The 25,533-nt window shown below is 65.6% G+C and carries 22 protein-coding genes and 1 pseudogene; 15 read left to right on the top strand and 8 right to left on the bottom strand.

What is annotated here, in order from left to right; all coding sequences use genetic code 11:
• Positions 1 to 7 precede the first annotated feature (7 nt).
• Complete coding sequence (locus tag ACIP5T_RS10480; protein ID WP_400862897.1) at positions 8 to 841, top strand: carbohydrate ABC transporter permease; 834 nt, start codon at positions 8 to 10, stop codon at positions 839 to 841.
• Between the two features lie 36 nt (positions 842 to 877).
• Positions 878 to 2,392: a glycoside hydrolase family 32 protein gene (locus ACIP5T_RS10475; RefSeq protein ID WP_400862895.1), complete on the top strand. Its 1,515-nt coding sequence runs from the start codon at positions 878 to 880 to the stop codon at positions 2,390 to 2,392.
• A 57-nt stretch (positions 2,393 to 2,449) separates the two neighbouring features.
• Here ACIP5T_RS10475 and ACIP5T_RS10470 read toward each other — a convergent pair whose 3' ends face one another.
• Positions 2,450 to 3,496, bottom strand: coding sequence for an NAD(P)-dependent alcohol dehydrogenase (locus tag ACIP5T_RS10470; protein ID WP_400862894.1), 1,047 nt, complete (start codon positions 3,494 to 3,496; stop codon positions 2,450 to 2,452).
• A 75-nt stretch (positions 3,497 to 3,571) separates the two neighbouring features.
• On the bottom strand, positions 3,572 to 4,432 hold the full coding sequence (locus tag ACIP5T_RS10465) for an IclR family transcriptional regulator (protein WP_400862892.1): 861 nt from the start codon (positions 4,430 to 4,432) through the stop codon (positions 3,572 to 3,574).
• 112 nt (positions 4,433 to 4,544) lie between these two features.
• Between ACIP5T_RS10465 and ACIP5T_RS10460 the strand changes: the two genes are divergently transcribed.
• From ACIP5T_RS10460 to ACIP5T_RS10415, 10 genes are read left to right on the top strand one after another with little or no spacing between them, the layout of a single operon-like run.
• Positions 4,545 to 5,210 carry an ABC transporter permease gene (locus ACIP5T_RS10460; RefSeq protein WP_400862890.1) on the top strand — a complete coding sequence of 222 codons (666 nt, stop codon included), beginning with the start codon at positions 4,545 to 4,547 and terminating at the stop codon, positions 5,208 to 5,210.
• Positions 5,203 to 6,249 carry an ABC transporter ATP-binding protein gene (locus tag ACIP5T_RS10455; RefSeq protein WP_400862888.1) on the top strand — a complete coding sequence of 349 codons (1,047 nt, stop codon included), beginning with the start codon at positions 5,203 to 5,205 and terminating at the stop codon, positions 6,247 to 6,249. Before ACIP5T_RS10460 ends, ACIP5T_RS10455 begins: the two co-directional genes overlap by 8 nt.
• Positions 6,246 to 7,043: an ABC transporter permease gene (locus ACIP5T_RS10450; RefSeq protein WP_400862886.1), complete on the top strand. Its 798-nt coding sequence runs from the start codon at positions 6,246 to 6,248 to the stop codon at positions 7,041 to 7,043. Before ACIP5T_RS10455 ends, ACIP5T_RS10450 begins: the two co-directional genes overlap by 4 nt.
• Before the next feature lie 50 nt (positions 7,044 to 7,093).
• Positions 7,094 to 8,026 (top strand): glycine betaine ABC transporter substrate-binding protein, encoded by a 933-nt coding sequence (locus ACIP5T_RS10445; RefSeq protein ID WP_400862884.1) that lies wholly within the window; start codon positions 7,094 to 7,096, stop codon positions 8,024 to 8,026.
• Positions 8,026 to 8,550, top strand: a complete 525-nt coding sequence (gene fae, locus ACIP5T_RS10440) for a formaldehyde-activating enzyme (protein WP_400862883.1) — start codon at positions 8,026 to 8,028, stop codon at positions 8,548 to 8,550. Before ACIP5T_RS10445 ends, fae begins: the two co-directional genes overlap by 1 nt.
• Positions 8,543 to 9,517, top strand: a complete 975-nt coding sequence (locus ACIP5T_RS10435; protein WP_400862881.1) for an NAD(P)-dependent oxidoreductase — start codon at positions 8,543 to 8,545, stop codon at positions 9,515 to 9,517. The genes fae and ACIP5T_RS10435 overlap by 8 nt, the downstream gene beginning before the upstream one ends.
• Positions 9,514 to 10,986 (top strand): NAD-dependent succinate-semialdehyde dehydrogenase, encoded by a 1,473-nt coding sequence (locus ACIP5T_RS10430; protein WP_400862879.1) that lies wholly within the window; start codon positions 9,514 to 9,516, stop codon positions 10,984 to 10,986. The genes ACIP5T_RS10435 and ACIP5T_RS10430 overlap by 4 nt, the downstream gene beginning before the upstream one ends.
• 55 nt (positions 10,987 to 11,041) lie before the next feature.
• Positions 11,042 to 11,818, top strand: a complete 777-nt coding sequence (locus tag ACIP5T_RS10425) for an SDR family oxidoreductase (RefSeq protein ID WP_400862877.1) — start codon at positions 11,042 to 11,044, stop codon at positions 11,816 to 11,818.
• A gap of 38 nt (positions 11,819 to 11,856) precedes the next feature.
• A complete protein-coding gene (locus ACIP5T_RS10420; protein ID WP_400862876.1) occupies positions 11,857 to 13,338 on the top strand; it encodes an FAD-binding oxidoreductase in 1,482 nt (493 codons plus the stop codon).
• On the top strand, positions 13,335 to 14,741 hold the full coding sequence (locus ACIP5T_RS10415) for an FGGY-family carbohydrate kinase (protein ID WP_400862874.1): 1,407 nt from the start codon (positions 13,335 to 13,337) through the stop codon (positions 14,739 to 14,741). Before ACIP5T_RS10420 ends, ACIP5T_RS10415 begins: the two co-directional genes overlap by 4 nt.
• 191 nt (positions 14,742 to 14,932) lie before the next feature.
• On the opposite strand, the gene ACIP5T_RS10410 is transcribed toward ACIP5T_RS10415, so the two are convergent.
• The 3 genes from ACIP5T_RS10410 to ACIP5T_RS10400 form a co-directional block, all read right to left on the bottom strand.
• On the bottom strand, positions 14,933 to 15,736 hold the full coding sequence (locus tag ACIP5T_RS10410) for a hypothetical protein (RefSeq protein WP_400862873.1): 804 nt from the start codon (positions 15,734 to 15,736) through the stop codon (positions 14,933 to 14,935).
• A 73-nt stretch (positions 15,737 to 15,809) separates the two neighbouring features.
• Positions 15,810 to 16,448 carry an RES domain-containing protein gene (locus ACIP5T_RS10405; protein WP_400862871.1) on the bottom strand — a complete coding sequence of 213 codons (639 nt, stop codon included), beginning with the start codon at positions 16,446 to 16,448 and terminating at the stop codon, positions 15,810 to 15,812.
• Positions 16,445 to 17,206, bottom strand: coding sequence for a hypothetical protein (locus tag ACIP5T_RS10400; protein WP_400862869.1), 762 nt, complete (start codon positions 17,204 to 17,206; stop codon positions 16,445 to 16,447). The genes ACIP5T_RS10405 and ACIP5T_RS10400 overlap by 4 nt, the downstream gene beginning before the upstream one ends.
• A 315-nt stretch (positions 17,207 to 17,521) precedes the next feature.
• Here ACIP5T_RS10400 and ACIP5T_RS10395 point away from each other — a divergent pair, with 315 nt between their 5' ends.
• Entirely contained in the window at positions 17,522 to 21,220 is a 3,699-nt protein-coding gene (locus ACIP5T_RS10395) for a hypothetical protein (protein WP_400862867.1), read from the top strand.
• A 244-nt stretch (positions 21,221 to 21,464) separates the two neighbouring features.
• Here the strand turns inward: ACIP5T_RS10395 and ACIP5T_RS10390 are convergent, their stop codons facing one another.
• On the bottom strand, positions 21,465 to 22,790 hold the full coding sequence (locus ACIP5T_RS10390; protein WP_400862866.1) for an ISL3-like element ISPfr2 family transposase: 1,326 nt from the start codon (positions 22,788 to 22,790) through the stop codon (positions 21,465 to 21,467).
• A 107-nt stretch (positions 22,791 to 22,897) separates the two neighbouring features.
• Positions 22,898 to 23,209, bottom strand: coding sequence for a putative quinol monooxygenase (locus ACIP5T_RS10385; protein ID WP_033107114.1), 312 nt, complete (start codon positions 23,207 to 23,209; stop codon positions 22,898 to 22,900).
• 107 nt (positions 23,210 to 23,316) lie between these two features.
• On the opposite strand from ACIP5T_RS10385, the gene ACIP5T_RS10380 reads away from it, so the two are divergent.
• Positions 23,317 to 24,258: a GlxA family transcriptional regulator gene (locus ACIP5T_RS10380; protein ID WP_087136509.1), complete on the top strand. Its 942-nt coding sequence runs from the start codon at positions 23,317 to 23,319 to the stop codon at positions 24,256 to 24,258.
• A 462-nt stretch (positions 24,259 to 24,720) separates the two neighbouring features.
• Here ACIP5T_RS10380 and ACIP5T_RS10375 read toward each other — a convergent pair whose 3' ends face one another.
• Positions 24,721 to 25,116, bottom strand: a complete 396-nt coding sequence (locus tag ACIP5T_RS10375) for a hypothetical protein (RefSeq protein ID WP_400862863.1) — start codon at positions 25,114 to 25,116, stop codon at positions 24,721 to 24,723.
• A gap of 190 nt (positions 25,117 to 25,306) precedes the next feature.
• Between ACIP5T_RS10375 and ACIP5T_RS10370 the strand changes: the two are divergent.
• Positions 25,307 to 25,483 (top strand): annotated as a pseudogene (locus ACIP5T_RS10370) (heat-shock protein HtpX); the annotation flags it as partial.
• Positions 25,484 to 25,533: the final 50 nt, after the last annotated feature.

Genomic DNA, 25,533 nt, shown 5'->3' with positions numbered 1-25,533 from the left:
GCCCATCATGACAACGACAGTGGTTACGAAGCGATCCTGGCTCTACACCCTCGGCACGGGCGGCAAGTTCGCCCTGCTCGGACTCGCGGCCCTGCTGACCCTCGGTCCCGTCGTCTGGACCCTGATCACGGCGCTGTCGCCGACCGACAGCGTCACCCAAGAGGTCACCGTGGGCTTCGGAGCCTTCGCAGACGTCTTCACCAAGATCCCGCTCTGGCTGTATGCCTGGAACAGCGCGCTCGTGGTGATGCTCGTCGCCGCCGGGCAGATGCTGTCTGCCGCGATGGCCGGCTACGTCTTCGCGAAGTTCGAGTTCCGCAGCAAGAAGCTGCTGTTCGCGTTGATCCTCGCGACCATGATGGTTCCGCTGCAGGTGACGATCGTGCCGGTGTTCATGCTGGTGAGGGGGATGGGGCTCGCCGACACGCTTCTGGCGCTCATCGTGCCCGCTTTGCCCACCGCGTTCGGCACGTTCCTGATGCGGCAGTACTTCATGGGGATCCCGACGGAACTGGGGGAAGCCGCGCAACTCGACGGCGCGGGACCCTGGCGCACGTTCTTCGGCGTGTACCTGCCGCTGGCGACGCCGGGTCTCGCGATCGTCGGCATCCTCGCCTTCAACTATCACTGGAACGAGTTCTTCCGGCCGCTGATCATGACCATCAGCGATCAGAACTTCACCCTGCCGTTGGGACTCGTGACGCTCCAGGGCAACCTCGGCACCGGGAGCATCTCGACCGTGCTCGCCGGGGTGATCCTCTCGATGATCCCCGCGCTCCTGGTGTTCTTCTTCGGGCAGAAACCGCTGCGCGAAGGACTCACAGCGGGCGTCGGCAAGTGACGCACGCCCCCATCGAATAGAAAGACGACTGCCCCGGTGACCCCCACTGACCTTCCCCCGGTCCGCACCACGAGCCCGCGAATGCACTTCGCTCCGCGCCACAACTGGATGAACGATCCGAACGGTCTCGTCTTCCACGACGGCCTCTACCACCTGTACTTCCAATGCAACCCGCACGGGGTCTCGCATGCAGACGTGAGCTGGGGGCACGCGACGAGCACCGATCTGATGCGGTGGACCGAGCATGACCCGGCGATCCTCTGGGATGACGATGCGCAGATCTACTCGGGCTCCGTGGTGGTCGATCACGGCAACACGTCAGGATTCGGTACCGCCGAGGAGCCCCCGCTCGTCGCGCTGTACACGGCCGCGGCGCCGGGGCATCAGGCTCAGGCGCTCGCGTACAGCACCGACGGCGGGTACGTCTGGACGAAGTACTCCGGCAACCCCGTGCTCGACCGCGGCACGCGCGACTTCCGTGATCCGAAGGTGTTCCGCTATGACGACGGAGGCGACGGGTACTGGGTGATGGTCGCGGTCGAGGCGGAGGACCGTCAGGTGCTGTTCCATCGCTCCGACGACCTCAAGACGTGGACGTATCTCTCGTCCTATGGTCCGGCCGGTCCCGTCGGCGGGGTCTGGGAGTGCCCGGACATGTTCCCGCTCGCCGTCGACGGCGACGAGGGCGATGGGCGCTGGGTGCTGTTGATCAGTCTCAACCCCGGAGGCATCGCGGGCGGCTCGGGCACTCACTACGTCCTGGGCGACTTCGACGGCACGACGTTCCGCGCCTCCGTTCCCCACCCGACGCCCTCGCGGCGGCTGATGGTCGACCGCAGTCAGTCGCGGGAAGAGCTGGAGGAGTACGGCTGGATCGACTTCGGTCCGGACTGCTACGCCGGTGTCACGTTCGACGGCCTCGCCGCGCACGAGCGGACGCTGATCGCTTGGATGGACAACTGGAAGTATGCCGGCAGCATCCCGGGCGAGGACTCCGACGAGCACCGTAGCGCGATGACTCTTCCTCGACGCCTCTCGCTCACTCGTGACGAGACGGGGGTCGAGCGACTGCGGCAGCAGCCGGCGGTCGGACTCGAGCTCGGTGAGAGCATCGACCTCGGCAGCAGTGTGACCGGTCGCGTCGCGCTCGCCGAAGGAGTCGCCGGTGCCGCACGGATCCGGTTGACCGCGACCTTGGGCGATGCCCAGAGCGTCGAACTCCACATCGACTCGGCATCGGATGACGGAGGGGTCGTGATCCGACAGGACCGCGCGAGTGGGCGCATCGAGCTCGAGCGTCCCGGCGCGGGAATGCCGTCAGGTTTTCATGGGTCGCCCTCGATGAGGCTCGACCGGCCGGGCGAGATCGGATGGGACATCTGGATCGACGATCTGAATGAGCGGGTGTCGTCTGTCGAGCTGTTCGCACAGAACGGCGAGAGGGTGCTCACTGCGCTGATCCCCGTAGCCTCGCCGCGCACCTACACCGTGGCGGCAGTCGGGGGATCTCTGCACGGGGCGCGAGCGGCTATCGCGGAGAGGGGATGCTGACTCCAAGCGGCCGCTCCGACGGCGAGTCGGAGCGGCCGCACTCTGCGGAATCGCCGTCTAGGGGACGATGACCGCGCGGCCGCGGATGCTGTTCGCGGCGAGATCTTCGTATGCTTTCGGGCCGTCATCGAGAGAGTAGGTCTCGGTCTGGACGTGAATCTTGCCGGCGCGGGCGAGATCGAGGACCTCGATCAGCTCGGAGCGCGAGCCCCAGTAGGGGATGCGCACGGCGGCGTCGTAGGCGATCGCACCGAAACCGAGACTCATCGTCCCGCCACCGATGCCGACGATCGTCACGTCCGAATCGAGAGCGGCCACGCTCTGCGCCAGGGCCATCGTCGGATTCGCGCCCACGAAGTCGAACACGGCGTTGGCGCCCAGGCCGCCGGTGATCTCGCGGATCTTGTCGGCGGCGGAAGCATCGCTGATCAGCACGTGGTCTGCACCGACCTCGGTGGCGAGCTCGAGCTTCGTGTCGTTCACGTCGAGAGCGATCACCGTGGCGCCGGAGATCGCCTTCAGGATCTGGATGCCGACGTGGCCGAGACCGCCGGTGCCGATCACGACGGCGAACGTGCCGGCGCCGAGCTTCGGGAGCGAGCGCTTGATCGCGTGATACGGGGTGAGACCGGCGTCGGTCAGCGAGACGTTCTGCACGGGGTCGAGGTCGCCGAGCGGTACGAGGTGGCGGGCGTCATCGACGATCATGTACTCGGCCATCGAGCCCTGGCTGCCGAGACCGGGAGGACGGATGCCCTCTGCAGCGGCGTTCGTGCAGTAGTTCTCCATGCCCTGTGAGCAGTTGTGGCAGCGGCCGCAGCCCCAGGGGCCGTAGACCGCCACGGCGTCGCCGACCTTCAGCGTCGAGTCGACGCCCTCACCGATCTCGTGCACGATGCCCGCGCCCTCGTGGCCGAGCGTCAGTGGCAGCGGATAGCTCTGCTCGAGGTAGTCCTTCTCCGGGAGGCCCATGACGTAGTCATCGGAGTGGCAGACGCCGCCCGCCGTGATCTTGAGCAGGACCTGACCCGGTCCTGGCTTCGGAATCGGGATGTCGACGACGACGGGGGGCTTGCCGATCTCGACGTAACGGAGAGCTTTCATGTGCTTCTTCTTCCTGGCGCCCGAGCGGTCTGCCGCGCGGTGCGGAGGCGTGGGCGCTCGGTGCCGTCCCTTCGATTATCCGCCCGGGGTGGCGCCGAGGCGTGAGGACAGCTCACGCGATGCTCGACCCACGAGGGTGCCGAGCGCATCCAGGCGCGAGCCGATTCTGACTTTGGGGGCGCTGACATTGATCGCCGCCACGACGCGCCCCGTGAAATCGGTGATCGGTGCAGACGCGGCGACGACGCCGAACTCCAGCTCCTCGTCCGAAAGCGCGTAGCCCTGGTCGCGGATACGCCCCAGCTCGGTGAGGAGGCTGGCGAAGTCCGTCACCGGGGCGTTGCCGGGATGCGGTGCATCGAGCACCGGGAAGACCGAGTCGTCGGACTGGTCGAAACGTCCCACGAGCGGCTGATCCCGTCCGTGGTCGTCATACCACTGCTCGAGCGCATCCTCATCCCAGTCGCTGAGGAGCGCGCGACCAGATGGCGTGCGCCACGCGGCGGTGGTGGTCCCCGCCCAACCGGTCGTGCGGACATCGTGAGGGCTCAGTTCGCTCATCAGAGTGAGCACGTTGCCACCTCTGAGTACGCACAGGTGGCTCGTCTCCCTCGTGGACTGCACGAGACGTCGGAGGATCCCCCGTGACGCATGAACGAGCGAGGTGCTGGCGGTTCGGGCGGCCAGCGCGTACAGCCGCGAGCCGAGCATGTAGCGAAGAGTCTCGTCATCGCGTTCCACGAGCCCGGTCTCGGCGAGAGTCGCGAGGGTTCGCGACGCGACGGCCTTGTCGCGTCCCGTCAACTGCGCGACCTGCGAGACGCCTAGCCCGCCCGACCGCAAGGCCTCGTCGGAGCCGAGGATCTCGAGGATCTCGAAGTCCCGAGCCAACCCCGACGAGTTGCGGCGCACACCGTTTCCCACTGAGCGATTCATGCTCGAAGTCTAAATGCCGTTGCCATATGCGCAACACCCTTTGACCAAATGGATACGGCCAGTACCGTGAGTACACACCGGTACCGGCCTCAACGACGAGACAGGAGCCCTCTTGACCGGATTCAACTGGGAAGACCTCACGGCCTTCCTCACACGCCGCGCTGACGACATCCTCGAGCTCACTCGGGATCACCTCGTCGTCGTCGTCATCTCCGTGCTGCTCGCGTCGGTCATCGGTGTCGGCCTCGGCATCCTGGTGCGCAATAGGCGGATCGCCCGGACGTCGGTGCTCACGGCAGCGGCCATCGCGATCACCATTCCGTCGCTCGCTCTGCTCGCTCTCCTCAGCCCCGTGCTCGGCCTCGGCTGGCTTCCTACCGTCGTCGCTCTCGTCTTCTACTCACTGCTGCCAGTCGTCCGCAACACCGTGGTGGGGCTCAGGGAGGTGCCGGTCTCCGTGCTGGAATCCGCTCGCGGAATGGGACTGGGGCCGACCCGCGTGCTGTTCACTGTGCAGCTGCCGATCGCGTGGCCGGTGATCATGACGGGGATTCGCGTCGCCGCGCAGCTCACCGTCGGCATCGCGGCGATCGCCGCCTACGTCGCGGGTCCCGGTCTCGGCGAGTACATCTTCAAGGGGCTGTCGTCGCTCGGGTCCAAGAACGCGCTCAACTATGCGCTCACGGGCACCGTCGCCGTGATCATCCTCGCGCTCGTCCTCGACGGCATCCTCATCCTCGTCGCCCGTCTCACCACCTCAAGGGGTCTCCGTGCCTGACATCACCACGAACACCGGCGTTCTCACGTCTCTCGCATCGCAGCAGGCGGGCGTCGACATCGTCCTCGACCAGATCACAAAGCAGTACCCCGGGCAGGCGGATCCTGCCGTCGAGGACTTCTCCATGCGGATCGAACCCGGTGAACTCGTCATGTTCGTCGGTCCGAGCGGATGCGGCAAGACCACCACGATGAAGATGATCAACCGCATCATCGAGCCGACCTCCGGGTCGATCCGCATCAACGGCGACGACGTCCTCTCCCTCGACGGCAACGAGCTGCGCCGCCACATCGGCTACGTCATCCAGCAGATCGGGCTTTTCCCGCACTTCACGATCGCCGAGAACATCGCGGTCGTTCCGCGCCTGCTCGGCTGGTCTAAACAGCGCACCGCAGCCCGGGTGGAGGAGCTGCTGACGACCGTGCAGCTCGACCCCGGCATCTTCGCCGACCGCTACCCGCGCCAGCTGTCCGGCGGTCAGCAGCAGCGGGTCGGTGTCGCTCGTGCCCTCGCCGCAGACCCGCCCGTCATGCTCATGGATGAGCCGTTCGGCGCGACCGATCCGATCACCCGCGAGAAGCTGCAGGCCGAGTTCCTTCGGCTGCAGGCCGATATCGGCAAGACCATCATCTTCGTCACGCACGACTTCGAAGAGGCGATTCGCATGGGCGACCGTATCGCGGTGCTCAGCGACCGCAGCCGGATCGAGCAGTTCGACACCCCGGCTCGCATCCTCGCCGAGCCCGCCAACGACTATGTGCGCTCGTTCATAGGCGAAGGTGCCGCCCTCAAGCGCCTCGCGCTGATCCCGGTCGGGACGGCGCGCATCGGCTCGATCGACCTGACAGCACCCGATGCCACGATCGATGAGACCTCGTCTCTGCGCCAGGCGCTCGACCTGCTCGTGCTCACCGGTGCGCCGCGCATCACTGTCTCCCGCGCGGGTCAGCCTGTCGGCTCGATCGATCAGGCTGCCATCTCGGCAGCCCTAGGTGCAGAGCCCCGCCCGCACGACGCCCGGCGCACGGCGGAGGCATGACGATGACAACCGACCAGGTCGTGCCGTCGGCGACGACGGTGCTGCAGACCCAGCGCGCTCCGCGTCGAAGGATGCCGACGCTGCTGAGACGGACGATGCCGCTGATCGTCGTCGCCCTCGTGCTTCTGGCGACATTCCTGTGGGTATCGAGTCTCGAACTCGACTCGATCGAACAGCGCACCCTCAACGGCGACTACATCATCGCCCGCATCGGCGAGCACCTGGTGCTGTCGATACTCGCCGCGGTGCTGGTCGCCATCCTCGCGATTCCGGCGGGCATCGCCGTCAGCCGGTCGGGCTCTCGGGTCTTCCGCGCAACGGTCATCGGCATCGCCAACATCGGGCAGGCGACGCCCGCGATCGGCGTCGTGATCCTGCTCGCCATCGTCTGGCAGACGGGCTTCACCACCGCCCTCGTCGCGCTCGTCGTGTATTCCTTCCTGCCCGTGCTGCAGAACACGATCACGGGTCTCGCGCAGGTCGATGCCAGCATCAAGGAATCCGCCCGTGGCATGGGGATGCGCCCTGCCCAGGTGCTGCGCCGGGTCGAGCTGCCATTGGCGTCGCCCGTCATCCTCGCGGGTCTGCGCACGGCGCTCGTCTTCGCGGTCGGAGTCGCCACCGTCGCGACCTTCATCAACGCGGGCGGGCTCGGCGACATGATCATCAACGGCTTGAAGCTGCAGCGGTACCCGGTGCTCGTCGTCGGCGCCGTGCTCGTCGCCTCCATTGCGGTCCTCATCGACTGGGCCGCGGGCCTCGTCGAGGAGATCGTCCGCCCCAAGGGCCTCTGACTTCTCTGAACTGCACGAACACACCCGAATCCCTCCGAAAGGAACTCGACATGAAGACATCCAGATTCGCCTCATCCTCGATCGCCGTCCTCGCTCTCGGCGCCATCGCCCTCACCGGCTGCTCCGCCGGCGCCGGCGGCGGCGCGGGCGCACAGGGCGACGAGCTCGAAGGTCTCACAGGCGAGATCGGCTCGAAGGACTTCTCCGAGCAGTACATCCTCGCCTACCTCACTGCCGAACTGCTCAACGCCCACGGCGCGGATGTCGAAGCGAACACCAAGCTCGTCGGTTCGGCGAACGTGCGCCAGGCGCTCGAGAACGATCAGTTCCTCGGCTACTGGGAGTACACCGGCACGTCGTGGATCACCTACAACGGCAACACTGCACCGGTGCAGGGAGCCGAGGTGCAGTTCGACGCCGTGAAGGAAGCCGACGCGGAGAACGACATCGCGTGGCTCGACCCGGCGCCGTTCAATAACACCTACGCCTTCGCGATCCGCGAGTCCGAGGCCGATGCGCTCGGGGTCGAGACTCTCAGCGACGTCGCGGCCCTGCCGGCCGGCGATCAGACATTCTGCATCGAGAGCGAGTTCTCGACTCGGGATGACGGGATGCCGGGGCTCAGCGAGGCGTACGGCTTCGATGCCTCCATCACCATGCTCGACACCGGCGTGATCTACACCGCGACCGAGAAGGGCGATGACTGCAACTTCGGCGAGGTCTTCCAGACCGACGGGCGCATCCCTGCTCTGGGGCTCGTGGTGATGGAGGACGACAAGGAGTTCTTCCCGAGCTACCAGGGCGGATTCACGCTCAAGCAGTCGACGCTCGACGAGTACCCGGCCATCGCCGACGTGATCGCCGAGGTCAGCCCGTTGCTCACCACTGAGGTGATGCAAGAGCTCAACGCCCTCGTCGACGTCGAGGGTGAGGACCCTGAAGATGTCGCGATCGAGTGGCTCGAAGATCAGGGCCTGATCTGATGACCTCCGCGCTGCAGATCGGCGAGAGCTTCATCGGAAGCGGCGTGAACGCCGCGCACATCAACACCGTCTTCGGGCATCGCGACGGCCCTGCGGGCACGGCGTGGGCCACGGCGCTGGCCACGCCGACCGCCGGGCACGTGCCCTTCGTCGCTGTCCTCCGACCGTCACTGCCCGTGAAACCCCTCACGCTGTTCGTCACGAAGGCGGCGCCGGCGAGCGACGACCACGGTCTCCTCATCTGGGGGCCGGCGCAGGCCGGAGTCGCCGCCGGCGTGGCCGACGCGGTGGCTGAGGGGCATGTCTCCGCAGAGCAGGCCGACACCCACGCGCTCGTCGCGGCGGTCTGGGTGAACCCGTCCGCCGACGACGCGGACCTCGTGTATCTGAACAATCGCGAGGCCACGAAGACCGCGCTCGCCAACGGGGCGCGTTCGCTCCCCACGATCGACGACGTGCTGGCCGCGCGGCACAGCCCGACGAATCCCTTCTACACCCCGAACCTCCCACCGAAAGATGCATAGCTCCATGAACGCTTCCACCGGGTCATCGCATGGCCCCCTCCCCACCGTCGGGTTCATCGGACTCGGCAACATGGGATCTGGGATGACCAAGAACCTCCAGGCCACGGGCTATCCCCTGGTCGTCACCGATCTGCGACGCGAGTCTGCAGAAGGGCTACTCGCAGGGGGCGCCCGCTGGGCCGATAGCCCACGCGAGGTCGCGGCCTCCAGCGATCTCGTCATCACGATGCTGCCGACCCCGAAGCACGTCGCGGCCGTCGCAGCCGGAGCAGACGGCATCGTCGCCGGCCTCCCGGACGGCGGCACGTGGATCGACATGTCGACCTCGGTCCCCGAAGTGCTCGACGGCATCCGCCGCACCGAGGAACATCGCGGCCTGCACCTGCTCGACGCTCCGGTCAGCGGGATGTCGGTCGGTGCCGCGAACGGGATGCTGCAGATCTTCGTCGGCGGCGATGCGGTCGACGTCGCTCGACTGCGTCCCGTCTTCGAGGCGATGGGCGATCCCGAACGGATCCTGCACGTCGGCGGCCACGGTGCCGGCTACGCCGTGAAGCTCATGATCAACCAGCTGTGGTTCTCTCACCTCGTCGCGACAGCCGAGGTGCTGTCGGTGGGTGTCGCCGCCGGCGTCGATCTCGGCGTGCTCCGCGATGCGCTCGTCGCGAGCCCGGCGAACAGCACGTTCGTCTCTCGAGACGTGCTCTCGATCCTCGACCACGGCGACTACGACGAAGGGTTCGCCATCGCTCTCGCCTGCAAGGACCTGGGTCTCTCGGTGGATCTTGCGCGATCTGTCGGCATGCCGGTGGAGCTCTCGTCGCTGGTCGAGCAGATCTTCCGCAGGGCGCGAGCGCGGTTCGGCGATCTCGCGGGGGAGATGACGCCGGTGCGTCTCTACGAGGAGATGCTCGGACGTGACCTGCGTCGCGAGGCCGGCGAGCACGCCGCGGAGGTGGCGGCATGACCGCCGCTCGGGAGCAGGAGCTGCTGGCGTCTCTGCCGACCGGGCTGTTCATCGGAGGCGAGTGGCGGGAGTCCACGACCGGTGGGACGTTCGCTGTGCACGATCCCTCGACAGGCGAAGTGCTGGCCCACGTCGCAGACGCTGCGCCCGAAGACGGCGCCGCCGCGCTCGACGCCGCCGCATCTGCGCAGGCCTCCTGGGCGGCGACTCCGTCGCGCGAGCGCGGTGAGATTCTCCGCCGTGCGTTCGAGCTCGTCACCGCGCGCGCTGACGATTTCGCGCTCGTCATGACGCTCGAGATGGGAAAGCCCCTGGCCGAGTCACGAGCCGAGGTCGGCTACGGCGCCGAATTCCTGCGCTGGTTCTCGGAAGAGGCGCCGCGCATCTCGGGGCGCTATGCCACAGCTCCCGACGGTCGCAACCGGCTGCTCGTCGCAAAGCGCCCCGTCGGCCCCAGCCTGCTCATCACGCCGTGGAACTTCCCTCTGGCGATGGCGACCCGAAAGATCGCGCCCGCGCTCGCCGCCGGATGCACGTCGGTACTCAAGCCCGCGGCCCTCACTCCGCTCACTGCCCTGCTGTTCGCCGAGGTCCTGCGTGAAGCGGGGGTGCCCGACGGCGTGGTCAATGTCATCCCCACGACGCGCGCCGGCGCCGTCACCGGACCGCTCATCAAGGATGCACGACTGCGCAAGCTGTCATTCACGGGATCGACAGAAGTGGGTCGACGGCTGATCGCCGATGCTGCCGACCAGGTGCTTCGCGTCTCGATGGAGCTGGGCGGCAACGCTCCGTTCCTCGTGTTCGACGACGCCGACCTCGACGCCGCGGTCGACGGGGCACTGATCGCCAAGCTCCGCAACGGCGGCGAGGCGTGCGTGGCTGCGAATCGCTTCCTCGTGCACGAGAGCATCGTCGACGAGTTCTCGAGACGTCTCGTCGAACGGATGAGAGAGACGGTGAACGCTCGCGGTACGGAGCCGGCGTCGACTCTCGGACCGCTGGTCGACGAGTCCACTCGCGAGAAGGTGGCTGAACTCGTCGGCGGAGCGGTGGAAGACGGCGCGCGTCTCGTGCTCGGTGGCGTGACGCCAGAGGGGGCAGGGTACTTCTACCCAGCGACGGTGCTCGTCGATGTGCCGCAGTCCGCGCGCATCCTGCAGGAGGAGATCTTCGGTCCGGTCGCGCCCATAACGGCGTTCCGCGATGAGGACGAGGCGGTGCGCCTCGCCAACGCGAGCGAGTACGGCCTGGTGTGCTTCGCATACACGCGCGACCTGAATCGCGCGCTGCGTCTCGCCGAACGACTGGAGACGGGAATGCTCGGGCTCAACACGGGCCTCGTCTCGAATCCCGCGGCCCCGTTCGGCGGCGTCAAACAGTCGGGCCTCGGCCGCGAGGGCGGTTTCGAGGGCATCGACGAGTACCTCGAGACGACGTACATCGGCATCTCAGATCCGTTCGCGTGACGTGGCGCGCCGGCATCCGGATCCCCGCAACCCCGCACTTCTGAAGGAGCATCTCTTGCACATCTCCGACTTCTCCCTGGATCACTTCTCTCTGCACGGGAAGCGCGCGGTCGTCACCGGCGGCAACACGGGGCTCGGTCAGGCATTCACCCTCGCACTCGCGAAAGGCGGAGCCGATGTCTTCGTTCCCGGCCTCTTCGACGACCGTGGCGAGACCGCAGCACTGGTCGAGGCCGAAGGCCGTCGTTACGCCGAGCTGACGGTCGACATCACTGCTCCCGGCGCCCCGCAGGCGGCGATCGCTGCTGCCTGTGAGGTGCTCGGCGGAGTAGACATCCTGGTCAATTCCGCAGGGATCAGTCGGATCGCGGACGTGAGCGAGTTCGGGCGTGCGGACTGGGACCCGATGGTCGCCGTCAACCTGACGGCAGCGTTCGAGATGGCGCACGAAGCGGGCAAGCGGATGATCGCTCAGGGCTCAGGCAAGATCATCAACATCGCCTCGCTGTTCGCGTTCCTCGGCGGCCTCGGCTCGCCCGCCTATGCGGCGACGAAGCATGGGATCGTCGGCCTCACACGGGCCTACGCCGATGAGCTCGGCGGTCACGGAATCCAGGTCAACGCGATCGCCCCCGGATACTTCACGACTCGCATCACTGAGCAGTCCCGAGCGGATGCTGAAGTGAACCGCCGGATCATCGAGCACACCCCGGCAGGCCGGTGGGGTGACGTCGCAGACCTCATGGGTGCGACCGTGTTCCTCGCCAGCTCTGCATCCGACTTCGTCAACGGTCACACCCTGACCGTCGACGGCGGCTACCTCGTGCGCTGACCGCGCCCCCACCTCTCTACGAACAGGACATCACCCTCATGGTTGCTTCACGATCCGCCCTTTCACGCGACGAGATCGTCACCCGCCTCGGCGAACTGATCGGCTCTGCCAAGGTCGACACCGACCTGCACGAGCTGCGGGAGGCGAGCGTCGATCGCTTCAAGAAGTACACGGCCGTGCACGACATATTCGATGGTCCGATCCCGGCGGCGATCGCGTACGCCGAATCGACGGACGACGTCGTCGCGATCCTGCGTTTCGCCGACGAGAACCTGATCAATGTCGTGCCTCGCACTGGCCGCACCGCGACCGAGGGAGGCCTCGAGACGATCGTCGACGACACGATCGTGCTCGACGGTTCACGCATGAACGCGATCCTCGAGGTAGATCCGGTCGACATGATGGTGACGGCGCAGTGCGGCGTGCCGCTGCAGGTGCTCGAAGACGCTCTTCGCGCGCAGGGCCTCACCACGGGGCACTCGCCGCAGTCGAAGCCTCTCGCACAGATGGGCGGACTCGTCGCCACCCGCTCGATCGGGCAGTTCTCGACCCTGTACGGCGGGATCGAAGACATGGTCGTCGGCCTCGAGGCGGTGCTCCCCGGCGGTGACGTCGTGCGGATCAAGAGCGTGCCCCGACGAGCCGCTGGTCCCGACATCCGCCACATCGTGATCGGCAACGAGGGTGCGCTGGCCGTCATCACCGAGGTCACTGTGAAGGTGTTCACATACCAGCCCGAGAACAATCGTTTCCTCGGATTCCTCGTGGACTCGCTGCCGGCCGGGGTCGCAGGGCTGCGCGATGTCATCGTCGCCGGCTACCGCCCCTCTGTCGCGCGTGCGTACTCGGAGGAGGACGCATCCCAGCACTTCTCGCATTTCGCCGAGGGGAAGGCGGTCGTCGTTCTCGTCGCCGAGGGGCCGAAGGGCGTGGCGGACGCTACAGCGGCCGGCATCGAAGCCATCTTCGCTGGCATCCCTCATCAGAAGGTCGACAGCGCGCTCATCGAGTCCTGGTTCGACAACCTCAACTGGGGGCAGGACAAGATCGACGCCGAGAGGCGGGAGATGCTGGAGAAGGCGCATCTCGGCTACACGACAGAGGTCTCGATCGACTGGTCGGGCGTCGAAGAGCTGTTCGAGTCGGTGATGCGGCGGGCGCGAACCGAGTTCCCGCGCGCAGCCGATCTGACGATGCTGGGTGCGCACTCCTCGCACAGCTACCAGACCGGAACCAACCTGTACTTCGTGTACGACTACGACATCAGCTGCGAGCCGCGCGAAGAGATCACGGAGTACCACGAGCCCCTCAACGCGATCGTGGTGGAGGAGGCTCTGCGCCTCGGCGGGTCGATGGTGCACCACCACGGCATCGGCAAGTACCGCACGCCGTGGACTCACGAAGAGCACGGGACGGCGTACTCGCTGCTGCATACGCTGAAGCAGGGACTGGATCCGAACGGCATCATGAATCGCGGAACCATCTACCCGCTCGATGACGCCGAGGTGATTCGCGCGTGACCGCGCCGGCTGCGGGATTCGTCGTCGCGATCGACAACGGCTCGCAGAGCACCAAGGTCCTCATCGTCGACGGGTCGGGGGCGGTGCATGCGAGCGCGCGTGTGCCGCTGAGGCCGTATGCCTCTCCGGCGCCGGGGCGGTGGGAGCATCCGGACGACGACCTGTGGGACTCGATCGTCACCGCGCTGCGGGCAGCGATGGCCGAGTTCCGTGGCGATCCGGCAGAGATCCGCGGGGTGGGCCTCTGCACCATACGATTCTGTCGGGCCGTGCTCCGAGCCGACGGGCATCTCGCCCAGCCCGTCATGAGCTGGATGGACGAGCGTGTTCCGAGGGCGTATGAACGCGAGACCGACGACGCCGTCTTCGTGACCACGTCTTCGGGGTACATCGGTCATCGGCTGACGGGGGAGCGGCGGGATGCCGCGGGCAACGTGCAGGGCGTATGGCCGGTGGACACCACTCGATGGACGTGGAGCGCGGATGCCGAGGACTACGTCCGCTGCGGCATGGACCCGTCGATGCTGTTCGAGCTCGTCGCACCCGGGGAATTGCTCGGCACGGTGACGCCAGAGGCGTCCGCCGTCACAGGACTGCCGGTCGGCATCCCTGTCATCGCCACCTCGAACGACAAGGCGGTCGAGGCGCTCGGCGCGGGGATGCGAGCCGAGGGCGATGCACTTCTCTCGCTCGGCACGTATGTAGCGACCATGACGCCGGGCAGCGAGGTGCGTCAGAGCGACGCCTTCTGGACGAACTTCGCCGCTGAACCGCACGGGTATCTCTATGAGAGTCACGGCGTCAGGCGTGGCATGTGGACCGTCAGCTGGTTCCGCGATCTGCTCGCCTCACCGTCAGGGGGATACTCCGAGACCGAACTCAACGTCGGCGCCGAACTGATACCGCCAGGGGCGGACGGTCTGTTCGTCGCCCTCGACTGGTTGGCGTCTGTCGACGAGCCCTGGAGGAGGGGTGCGATCGTCGGATTCGATGGAACCCAGGGCCGATTCCACGTCTACCGCGCGATCCTCGAGGCGCTCGCGATCGAGACTTCGTTCGCGGATGCGCGTGCTCGCCGAGCTCTCGGGCGACCGCTCGAGGGTCTGATCGTGACAGGCGGAGGCAGCGCCTCCGATCTGATGCTCACCATTCTCGCCGCCGTCTACGGCGTCCCGGTGCGCACCCCTGCGGTCTCCGATGCGGCGGGAATGGGCGCGGCGATCACGGCTGCGGTGGCCACCGGGTTGCACCGATCCGTTGCCGAGGCAGTGGCTTGCATGGTGCGGATCGACAAGCGGGTCTCCGTCGACCCGACCCTCAGGGAGTCGTACGTGGCGGTGGCGAACAGGTACGCCACCGTGCTTCCCCGCATACGCGAGCTCTTCGCGGGCACCGACTACTAGTTGTCGGAATCGCGATGAAATCGGACTAAGTCCGATGTAAAGCGCGAAGCCCACTCCCTCACCGAACCGCCTCACGAAGGGGCTGATTCGATCATACGGATGGGGTCGGACATCTCGCCTCGGGGAGTTCTGAATCCCATGGCGCGCATCTCGGCGACCCAACGCTCCCCGATCGACCAAGCAGGACAGCTCTAGCGTCGAAGTTCGTAACCCTGGTCGTTAAGGAGGTTGATTGCGATCTCGAGCAGCGTCCCAATGAACTCGATGAGGTCTGCAATCAACTCCTCGTCTGGTTCGTACAGAGTCCCGCCCATCTGAGGTATAGACGGGGGCGTCTCGATCGCGTGGCGCAGAGTGGTGATGAACTGCCCGTGCGCGTGGGCCGAAGTTATCGCCCAATAGTTGAAGGTCCGCAACGTGGGGCCTGGAACGCGACTCGCAATCTTCCTTGTGATCGAGGAGGGATCGATCAATGGCGCACTGAGAACGTCCTCTGGATCGGATCCGAGGTTCGTCGCCGTGGTCCTAAGGAAACGCCCCAGCGCGGCTATTCCTTGTTCCGTTCTGTCATCTGGTGTTTGAGCTTTGCGCAGAGCGTTCGTCAGCTTCACCCCGTGCCTGTACTCGATTCGGGCGATCTCGAGGGCCCTGCGGACTCGAGTAGAGGAATCGGTGCCGTCCAGGATCCAGATGACCTCCACGAGCCCCTCCAAGACAGGACGGAACAAGGTGTAGTCAGCCTGCATATGAAGGAGCAACACGTTCTCCTCGGGGCTAGCGGCAAGCTCCGCCCAGGCGGATACGTGGTCTGCGACGGTGAGGACGAGCCCGGAGACTATGGCATGAGGGATGACGATGTTTCCTGCGAGGGCTTGATCTTCCTCCGCCATCGACCCCTTTCGAACCGTGGGCACTCCACTCTTGATCGCCGCCGCGAAGTCCCGGAATCCTTCGACAGCACCGCCGAGAGTCTGCAAGGTGGAACGCTTTGGCATAGCACTGAGCGTACGGGTGGATCGAGCGTCATCTGATAATCCGAGAATCGCGGACTGCCGTCCTGGGGCGGTTCTACTTCTTGACGCGGTAGCCAAGCCTTTTCACAGCTTTCGCGAGGTACATGTTCGCACTGGATGAGTCCAGTCGGGTGTGCACCAACGGCAGCTGCGGGAACGAGTCCTCGGCGGACGAGAACAGCGTCACCATCGGGCCGAAGTCGATCGATGACACATGGTAGAGCCCGTCGATGCTCGACCCAAGCTGGTCATGGATCGCATTCGCCCAGTTCCGCGTATATCGCTTAGGCCCCATCTGAATCGAAGAGGTCGTCCCGTTGATCACGGGCCAGTTGCTGGTGAGATCCAGTAACCGAAGCTCACGCGTCGGCCGCCAAGCCGCGAGGGTGTTTCCACGAACGCGCCGATTGATTAGTCGGCCCTTCTGAAACACCTCGCCGAGAGCTGTTGTAGATCCAGCAGCTGCGTACATCACGCCATGATCGGCGTGATGCTGCTGCGGCTCGGGATGCGGGTCAAAGCGCATGGTTCTGATCGGCCCGAAGTGCCGCAGCTCATCCCACGCCTGTGGGTGAGCACCTCTTGTAGCGAAGACCCGCCAGAGGATTCCATCGAATGATCTCAGGTGCTCACTCGCGTCGAGTGTGAGCGGCGCCGGGGGTGTTGCGGGGACTTTCGCGTTCGACGGGCTCACGTGATGTCGGCGTCTTCGAGGATGTCCACTACGGGTGCAGGATCCTTCGCGGCAGCCAGCCACTCGATCGGCGTCATCCATTCCTGGGGCGAGACAGACCCATCGCTCGACCGCAAGTCGTCTTGAGGTGTTGTCATGAAGCCTTCGACGTCGGCCGGATCCCAGTCAGACGGGATCGCTCGGACGAGCAGCGGGAGGTGGGGGATCGTCGAGACCCTATCGCCGGGAATGAACTGCCATCGAGGGTAGAGGCGGATCCTTCCGGCCCGGAAGCCGTACAAGGTGTTCTTGCTCTGGCGGTGACGCACACTGGAGGCATCGATGCCGAGGAGCCCTGCGACCTCGGACGCGGTGTAGGTGTTGGTTAGGGCGCGCACGTGAGTCTCGCGCTCGAGCTTGGCGAGCCCACCGCTGGTGACGAATGCGGCTGCCTCGGCGAACTCCTCCGGAGTGAAATCGCCGGACTCGATCAGGAAGTTGGCTTCCTGCTCTGTGAGGCCCAGCTCGGTCGATTGACGGTCGGTCATGGCATCGGCGAGCTCGTCGATGAGTGCGTTGAACACGGATACGTCGACGTTTGACGTCTTCGCCACCTGCGCAAGGCGCTCGACACCGGCTTGCACGTCGGTCTTTGCGGGGGCCTTGGTCGCCACGACGAGCTTCGGGTTTCCGTTGAGGAATCGACCTGTCACTGTGCCGCGGTTCACAGTCGCCTCGCGAGCCGAGGCGGCACGAGTGCGACTTTTCTTCACGGCCATCTTGCCTCCTCGTGTCGTCATCTGGTTAGCACGTACACGCAATATCTTACGCGCGCTTTTGCGTGTATGCACCCCCGCGAGGTGACGAGGTGAGAGCGGTCAAGAGCTCCCTGGCCCGGGAACAGCGGCGTTGACGGAGACCTGTCGTCCGCGCGTTCGAGGCGGCACCCCAACTCTTCGCCACCTTCCTCCCCGGCGCAACGCTTTCAACGCTCAGCAATCAGTGCGGATGTCGTTGGCTTACGCTTGAATGCTTGCGTGGGGAAGAGCAAGAAAACTCGGAGAAGCAAGCGGTCTCGATCTCAACCGCGGGCGGTGAGCGCCGCGCGACGGGAGCCCGACGCACTCGAACTGGCCTTTTCAGCGTACGATCCGGACGAGCTCTGGACGCTGATTTTCGCCGCCGCCACGTCCCCCGGCAACAGGCATCGGTCGGTGACATTGGGGAGCAGCTTCGCGGCTGCGCTACGAGCCTCCGCCGCTCCGGCGCCAGACAAATACCAGCCGCTGCCTTCGATCCAAGCACTGTCCGATCTAGCGGCTACCACCTATGGGATCGGCCCGGCGCGTGAAGATTTCATCCCCACCGACCCGACCCGAACTGTCTTCCTCGCCGTCGGCTCGGAGCCGCTGCGCGCGGTGCCTGGCCTCACCGAACGGCCGGTCGCCGACCTCACGCGTGCGCTCAGGATGGCGGAAGCGGTAGACGGTCGGCTTCACAGACGATTTCAATTCGGCATCGCAAACGTGGTGAACGTGGCGATGAAGTACGGCGACTTCTGCGCCCGCCACCTTGCAGACGCATGGGTACCAGCCCCGAACCTCGAGCTCAACGACGAGGTCTCCCTGCCGGACGCGGAGTACGAAGCGACGCGGGCCTTCCTCAACCTGAACCCCCTCGACCACATCGAACTCGGTGAGGCTGACAAAAGGGCGTTGGAATGGATGACGAACTCCGCAAGTCGGGCCATGTTCGACGCGGAGAGTCTTTCCAGCCCGTTCGGGAGGTACCTTCGTTTCGCTGACTCGGCGGGTGCACATCGATGGGGGCCGCCACTTTTCATCCCAGAGATCATGGCCCATGCCGTACGAGAACTGGTGTCTGCGCTCGACCGGGACGGGCAAGCACGACGAGCCCTCCGGAGTTCTTGCCTGAACCAGATCCGCCAGTCCCTATGGCGCTTTTCCAACAGCTTGATCGGAGCTCCTCCCAGCAGCGAAGGTGTCGATTCCCCGCTTCGCGGGATTGATGTTCAGTGGTTGGTGCCGGTGAACCCGTCCACTTTCATCGCCGTCTCAGTCATCTACGTTCCCGACCTGGGGGCCGCGCCGCCGCCGTACATCGGCTCAGTGGAGCTGGCGAAACAGGTGAAGTCGCAATCAGACTCTGTGCCGGTGCGGATGGCGGGCGGGCGACGAGGAACCATCAGGCCGGGCGCGGAGGTCATCCCGTTGACGGTGTTCGCTGCGCCCGGTCACATCGCTGTGCCGCAGGCGGTCGGCGAAGCAAAACTCGCGCTCGAAGACCTGACCTGGATCGCGGAAACGGCTACGTCCGACGATGATCTCTACGCATTCGCGCGGGATCTGAGCGCTCCCGATTTCCCTGAGAGTTTCGGGTGGGAAGCGATCAACTACTGGGAGCCATGGAAAGCCAATGGCAAGTCGTTTTTCAAGGGCGTGGTACCCAATGCCGTCTACTTTGAAGCGCACGCGGGCGAGGCCGAGTGGGATCGAGCGGTAGAGCTATCGGATCTCGAAGTGGCGCTCCTCAGGGTTGGGCTTCCCCCGATTCGAGACCTCCGAGCGGCAGAAGTCGCCCCGGGGCCCGTCGCAAACGTCGCGACGATCGCAAGTGACCCCACGTACGACGCCACCCGCGGTGTCAACATCGCGCCGAGTGTTGACGGGTGGTCCCTCGCTCTCACCGAACCTCCCGTTGCCGTGGCACGGGCGAGCCTGGAGGAAGCATCTGCCGACCACCGACGGTTCTTCTTCGACTTCTGCGGCGGGCTAATCTACGGCTTCGCTGCGCTTGGTGATCGATGGCGTTTCGCACACCAGGAGATCGATGTGCCCGGATACGTCCTCTACCTCCACGCATCGGAAACGGTCTCGGGTGAACCGTCCGGCGTGGTCACGCCGTATCTCGACCCGCACGCGCGTGCCGTCGACGAACCAGTCAACTTCTTGTGGCGCATCGATGTCGAGGGATTTGCAGACTCGGCGAATGGAGATCCGCACGCGGCGAATGTCCTAACAGCGGATGCAGTGTTCGATCTGCTCCGCGCGGGAGGCATGGATATCGAAACCGCAGCGGCGCTCCGCGACCAGTGGCGCACAGCGAGACCCTTTCTCATCTTGGAGATGAAGCAGGCCCGAACCACTCTCAATCACCTGCCTGATCCGTGGCGTCTACGACCCTCTGATGAGAGCCGCATGGTTGCGGCTTTGGGACGACGACTCCACGATGCCAGCGTTCAACCGGGAGAGTACCGAGCGGACGACGCGAATCGACTCATCCGCGAGCATCTTGCGCCCCTTGCTCTCGAGACCCTGACTGAAGGAATCAAGAGACACGACGTGAGCGAGGTGGTGCTCATGGGGATCGAGCAGCTGGCGAGGGTGATGGACAGTGCCATTCATCAGCAAGACGATCTATCCCGAGTCGCAGCGAATCTCGCGACCGAATGGGATCCGCTCACCCGCACAGCCGAGCTCTCGGCGGAGACACTTCAGCTTCGTCAGTGTAACGAGATCGTGGTGGAGGCTGCCTTGCGCATCCTGGACAATCCGGCGGCGGTGAAGCCGATCACTCCTCAGGCGTGGAGCGGTCTTCTTGCCGCCGCAGATGCGTACCTCACCGCGACCACGCTGAGTGAGCGGATGTATCACCAAGTCGCGCCCGCAGTCATCAACCTCAGCCCGATGTACGAGCTGGCCGTTGACGACGATCCGCATCCCGACGCATCGGCGTGGGGCCTGCGAAACGACGAACTTACCCGTGCAGCTGCGAGCGTTCGGTTGCACGGCACTCAAGACGACGACTCGCTGCAACAGGCGAACGAAGAGGACGACGTCGAAGATGCGTTCCAGCAGGCATGGGGAGCGACGTCGCAGGACATGCTCGCCGCACTCGCCACCCTCGCAAAGTGGGAAACGTTCGACCCAGGCAGGACGACCGCGCACGTCACCGTGGCCGAGGCAACAGCATGGGTCTGTGACGCGCTGGGCCCGGACGCGGATGAGTCGCAAAGCACGCGTGTTGAGGCCGCTATTCGGATGCTCACCAGCACGGCCGAACAGATGCAAGCCGTGGAGTGGAAACCCTGGCAAACGCGCACACGGCGCCACCGGCTCCTCGTGCAACCGCTGGTGCAAGACTCGGACGGACGACTTATTGTCAGCCCGCAGTACTTACTGACGTCCTTCCAGGTCTACTACCGCCACCTCCTCCAAGGAGTTCTTCCCTGGGCGGGAGACGTTCCCCAGCCTGTCAGCAACGCGCTCGCGGACCGCCGTGCGCGCCGCAATATTCGGTTCGAAAGATTCCTTCAAGACCGGCTAGAGGAACTCGGCTACACCACGGTCGCCCGCGTGAAACCCAACGACCACGCGCGGCTCGGCGTGCCGATTCTCACGACCGAAGTTGACCTCGTGTGCGGACGCCCTGGCGATAGCACCATCTGGTTGATCGAGGCGAAGGATCCTGCGTCGGTGCACGGATTCGCTGAGACTGCACGCCAACTGCGCACCTTCTTCCGGGACCAGGTAGGAGACCGCGGGACCAAGCCCTGCTATACAACGCAGCTCGCGCGCAAGGAGAGCGAACTAGCGCCTCACGTCGCGAGCATTGCGACGCGCCTCGGACTCGGCGAGCCGCCTGACGGCGAGCAGTTTCACCTAAGCACCCTCTTCGTTACCCGAAACCTCACTCCGGCAAGCTATGTCGACGAGCGGTATCGGGTTGAGACGGCGACGGAGTTTCTCGCCGCTCGAGGTCGCACGCCTTAGACGACTCGTGAGCTGCGCGTGTTACGCCGTTGCGTTGCCATAAGCTCTATCGCCACTTCTGACCTTCGATGATCCGGGCTAGAGCTTGCACGTCTCCGCCACCCCTGAACCATTCCACAGGGCTGTGCTGACCGTCGGTGACCATGGTTGATTGAGGCGTCGCCGTCAGAGCAGATACCGACATCCATCCCTCATCTTTTACGATGTCGATGATCTCGGTTAGGTGCGGTAGGAGTTTCCCGCCTCATCCCAATCGGGGGTGTAGGAGTTGGGGTCTGAAGCCGCCGGTCTCGAGCAGGCTTCGGGCGATGTAGTTGGTCAGGTTGCGGAACCCGAGTGCGGAGCCGCGCAGGTGTTCGAGCCGTCCGTTGAGTGCCTCGGTCGGCCCGTTGCTGGTGCCGGGTCGTTCGAAGTAGGCGAGCACGTCGGTGGCTCGCTTCTTCAGGGTCCGGCCCAGGGTGGCGAGCTCGGTGAGCACCTTGGGGACGCCGGCGCTGAGGTCGGTGATCAGCTTCTCCATGAGCTCGCGGCCACGTTGCCGGTCCTCGTGGCGATAGGCGGCGATCATCCGCTGGTAGACACCCCAGGTCGCCTCGACCTCGACGTGAGCGTCATCAACGAACAGCGCGCGTAGCCTGTCGCTCTGCTTGTCGGTGAGCAGGTCCGAGCCGGTGTGCAGCGTGCGCCGCGACTTGTACAGCGGATCGTCCCTGAACCCACGGTGCCCGTGGATCGCGAGTTGGACCCGGCGCCGGCACCTGTCGAGGGCGTCACCGGCCAGGCGCACGACGTGGAAGGGATCCATCACCGTGACCGCGTCCGGGATCTCCTCCGCAGCGGCGGTCTTGAACCCGGTGAAGCCGTCCATCGCGACCACCTCGACCGCGTCACGGAAGGCGTCGTCGCGGTCGGCGAGCCAGGTCTTGAACGCCGCCTTCGACCGGCCCTCGACCATGTCCAGCAGCCTTGCTGGGCCGGCGCCATCGCGGACCGGGGTGAGGTCGATGATCACGGTGACGTACTTGTCGCCACGCCTGGTGTGGCGCCAGACGTGCTCATCGACGCCAATCACCTTCACGCCCTCGAACCGCGTGGGGTCGTTGATCAGCAGCCGCTTGCCTTCGGCCAGGATCGCGTTGTTGGCGGTGTCCCACGCGACCCCGAGTCCCTCGGCGACACGGGCGACGGTGAGGTGTGCGACCACGATCCCTTCCAGCGCCCACCGCAGCCCGGTGCGCGAGAGCTTCGCGCGTGGCTCCGCCGCGGCCCTGGTGTCTTGGCGCCACACGTGTCCGCAGTCTGCACAGCGGTAGCGGCGCACTACAACTTCCAGCACGGTCGGTCGCCAGCCCAGCGGCTCGTGGGCCAACCGCCGGATCACGGTGTCACGAGCGGCGCCTTCGCTGCCGCACCGTCGGCACCACTGATCTGGTTCCACCACGCGGCACGCGAGGACCGCACGATCCGGTTCAAGTCGTTGCCCGATCACGCTCAGACCGAGGCCGTCGAGTCGAGCGAAGGCGGTCAGGTCAGGGCGGCCGAAGCCGGGCGGCGGGGTAGCGTCGGGCACGTCGAGGTCTTTCCGATGGATGGCGTAGGAACCTCCATCGTCGGGAGACCTCGACGTCTATCTGCGGACCGACTCGGCGGGGCGCGATCGTCTCGTGCGTTGGCGGACTACGGGAGCTTGGACGCGAGGACGTCGGCCGCCAGGATCTCGGGTGCTGCGCCGAGGAGGTGCTGGTTGGCCATCAGGGCTGCGACGATGGCGCCGTTGGCGTGGGCGTCGCGAGCGGCTTCGTCGGGGAATGCATCGAAGATCCAGAAGGTGTCGGCGTGGGTCCTGACCGCGAACCAGACAATCGTTCCTACTTCTTCGTTGGCGAGTGCGACAGCGCCGGCGAGCAGATCGGCGACCGCGTCGTGCTGTCCATCGGCCGCGACGATCTTGGCGACGAAGGCATACGGAAGTGATGCGGGTGTGGACATGAGGGACTCTCCTTGACGTCGGGGTTCTTCGTGGGACGAGTTCAGCGTATGACGAGCGAGGGCCGGTGGGGAGTGGCGTATACGGCAGTATTGCTATTGTTTACGTCATGCGTATCGGACTGATCGCGATCGACGGCTGCTTCGGTTCGGCTATCGCGTCGATCATCGACATCGTGCGGGTGGCCGACGGAGCCCGCGGCGATGTCGACCCGCGGATCGACCCGATCGAACTCGCCATCCTCGGACCGAAACGGCGAGTGACCACGACGGCATCGATGACCCTGTCGGTGGACCACCCGCTGCCGGAGTCCGGAGAGTTCGACGTGGTCGTCGTCCCTGCGCTTGGAACCCTCACGGCCGCCGCGACCCACGACGCCCTCCAGAGTCGAGATGCTCGTTCGGTCATCGCCTCACTCGGGCGCCTCGACGACGCGACCACCCGGATCGCCGCGGCGTGCACCGGCGTGTTCGCCGTCGCCGAGACAGGACGGATGCATCATCGGCGGGCGACGACCAGCTGGTTCCTGGGGCCGGAGTTCCGGAAGCGCTATCCGACCGTCGCCCTCGATCTCGACACCATGGTCGTGGTCGACGGGAACCTCGTCACCGCCGGCGCCGCCTTCGCCCACATCGACCTCGCGCTCTCACTCGTGCGATCGATCAGCCCCGACCTGGCCCAACATGTCGCCAAGCTCCTCATCATCGACGAGCGCCCGTCGCAGGCGGCTTTCGTCGCCTACGAACATCTCCGGCACGAGGACCCGATCGTCGTCGAGTTCGAACGCTTCGTGCGCGCCCGCCTGGACGAACCGTTCAACGTCGCCTTCGTCGCGCAGTCGCTCGGCACCAGCCGGCGCACCCTCGAACGACGAGTCCGTGCGGCGCTCAACCTCACTCCGCTCGGCTTCGTCCAACGGCTTCGCACCGAACGAGCTCGACACCTCTCAGCAACCACGGACCTCACCTCCGCCGAGATCGCGCTACGGGTCGGCTACGCAAACGCCGAGACTCTGCGCTCCCTCCTGCGCAGGGAGCGACGCCGTTCCTGACCTATCGCCATGCCTGTAGCCGGTGTCCTAGCGCTCGACTGGAACCACCTCTCAGCACGTCGCGTCGACGCTCCTGCGTCGCCCCTGGACTACCCACTCGACACGCCCGCAGCACAGCCCATGTGACGTGCCCCGGCTTCCCGGACGGTCGGGGTTGGGTGGCTGTGATGTCGCTGCGTTCTCGTCGAGAGGGTCAGCAGACCCGATCAGAGCCGATTGGGATGAGCCGCGAAGGCGGTTAGGTCAGGGCGGCCGAAGCCGGCCGGCGGGGTAGCGTCGGGCACGTCGAGGTCTTTCGGATGGATGGCGTAGGAACCTCCATCGTCGGGAGACCTCGACGTCTATCTGCGGACCGACGCGCCCGGCCGACCTACACCTTCATCTGGGAAGAGCCAGTTTCCCCTGCGAGGAGAGGCTGAACTGCCACGACGGAAAACGCCGGGACTGGGCAACATCGACCATTTACAACTCGCCGCGATCGGCGGCAGCAAAGAGCGACTCTTCATCCATATGCAAAAACGCAGCGGCTGCGGGCGCAGATACGGTCTGAAGCACGCTCGCTAGAAGAGTGCTCGCTACACTCGCCAGAAGACCCCCGCGAGCAACTTCAGTTGATGTCGCCTCGAACGACTCTGGCGTGAACGCCTTGGACCGGATGAGATAGCCGACCTCCTGCGGAGTCAGCGCGTCCTGATCCGCGATCGGTCGCTCTGCACGGAGCTGGTCAGTCAGTGCTCGAACGATGAAGTCCCCGTCCGCGTTCAGCCGGGCGACGGCGTCGACGAACGCCGCGATCGCATCGGTGGATGGTTGTGCCTGCCAAGGGCGGGTCCGTGGCTGGCCATTGGTTTCATCCATGTGCGACAGCGTAGATGAGCCTCCGCCGGAAGGGGAGGCCTCCCGGGGCATCGACGTCGCGCATCCCATAGAGCCGGTGACAGTCGGCGAGATCGCAGACGTCGTCTGTTGGGCCCGGGCGCCTGCGGGTCTGGTCGGGCGCGTTCGCTCGCCACCAAAAGAACCCCTGCTATCGAGCGCATCTGCTTGCGAGACCTCTGACGTCGTGATCACCATGGGGTGTGGCGACGCGTGCCCGTTCTTCCCCGAAAAGCGCTACGAAGACCGGAAGCTCGACGACCCCGCTGGTCAGGGCATCGACGCCGTACGGCCCATCCGCGACGATATCCGTGGCCGCATCGAACAGCTGGTGAGCGAGCTCCTCTGAGAAGCGCACGGGCTCGACAATCCGCGACGCTGACGTGAGTGGCGAGTCGG

The organism is Microbacterium sp. NPDC088619 (assembly GCF_044752825.1).
GTDB lineage: Bacteria > Actinomycetota > Actinomycetes > Actinomycetales > Microbacteriaceae > Microbacterium.
This window is presented reverse-complemented; position numbering and strand designations above follow the sequence as displayed.

Excerpts from the sequence above, each read along its gene's own strand:
- ACIP5T_RS10480 (WP_400862897.1), top strand. The coding sequence starts at position 8 with ATGACAACGACAGTGGTTACGAAGCGATCCTGGCTCTACACCCTCGGC.
- ACIP5T_RS10470 (WP_400862894.1), bottom strand. The coding sequence starts at position 3,496 with ATGAAAGCTCTCCGTTACGTCGAGATCGGCAAGCCCCCCGTCGTCGTC.
- ACIP5T_RS10465 (WP_400862892.1), bottom strand. The coding sequence starts at position 4,432 with ATGAATCGCTCAGTGGGAAACGGTGTGCGCCGCAACTCGTCGGGGTTG.
- ACIP5T_RS10450 (WP_400862886.1), top strand. The coding sequence starts at position 6,246 with ATGACGATGACAACCGACCAGGTCGTGCCGTCGGCGACGACGGTGCTG.
- ACIP5T_RS10445 (WP_400862884.1), top strand. The coding sequence starts at position 7,094 with ATGAAGACATCCAGATTCGCCTCATCCTCGATCGCCGTCCTCGCTCTC.
- fae (WP_400862883.1), top strand. The coding sequence starts at position 8,026 with ATGACCTCCGCGCTGCAGATCGGCGAGAGCTTCATCGGAAGCGGCGTG.
- ACIP5T_RS10435 (WP_400862881.1), top strand. The coding sequence starts at position 8,543 with ATGCATAGCTCCATGAACGCTTCCACCGGGTCATCGCATGGCCCCCTC.
- ACIP5T_RS10430 (WP_400862879.1), top strand. The coding sequence starts at position 9,514 with ATGACCGCCGCTCGGGAGCAGGAGCTGCTGGCGTCTCTGCCGACCGGG.
- ACIP5T_RS10420 (WP_400862876.1), top strand. The coding sequence starts at position 11,857 with ATGGTTGCTTCACGATCCGCCCTTTCACGCGACGAGATCGTCACCCGC.
- ACIP5T_RS10410 (WP_400862873.1), bottom strand. The coding sequence starts at position 15,736 with ATGCCAAAGCGTTCCACCTTGCAGACTCTCGGCGGTGCTGTCGAAGGA.
- ACIP5T_RS10400 (WP_400862869.1), bottom strand. The coding sequence starts at position 17,206 with ATGGCCGTGAAGAAAAGTCGCACTCGTGCCGCCTCGGCTCGCGAGGCG.
- ACIP5T_RS10385 (WP_033107114.1), bottom strand. The coding sequence starts at position 23,209 with ATGTCCACACCCGCATCACTTCCGTATGCCTTCGTCGCCAAGATCGTC.
- ACIP5T_RS10380 (WP_087136509.1), top strand. The coding sequence starts at position 23,317 with ATGCGTATCGGACTGATCGCGATCGACGGCTGCTTCGGTTCGGCTATC.
- ACIP5T_RS10375 (WP_400862863.1), bottom strand. The coding sequence starts at position 25,116 with ATGGATGAAACCAATGGCCAGCCACGGACCCGCCCTTGGCAGGCACAA.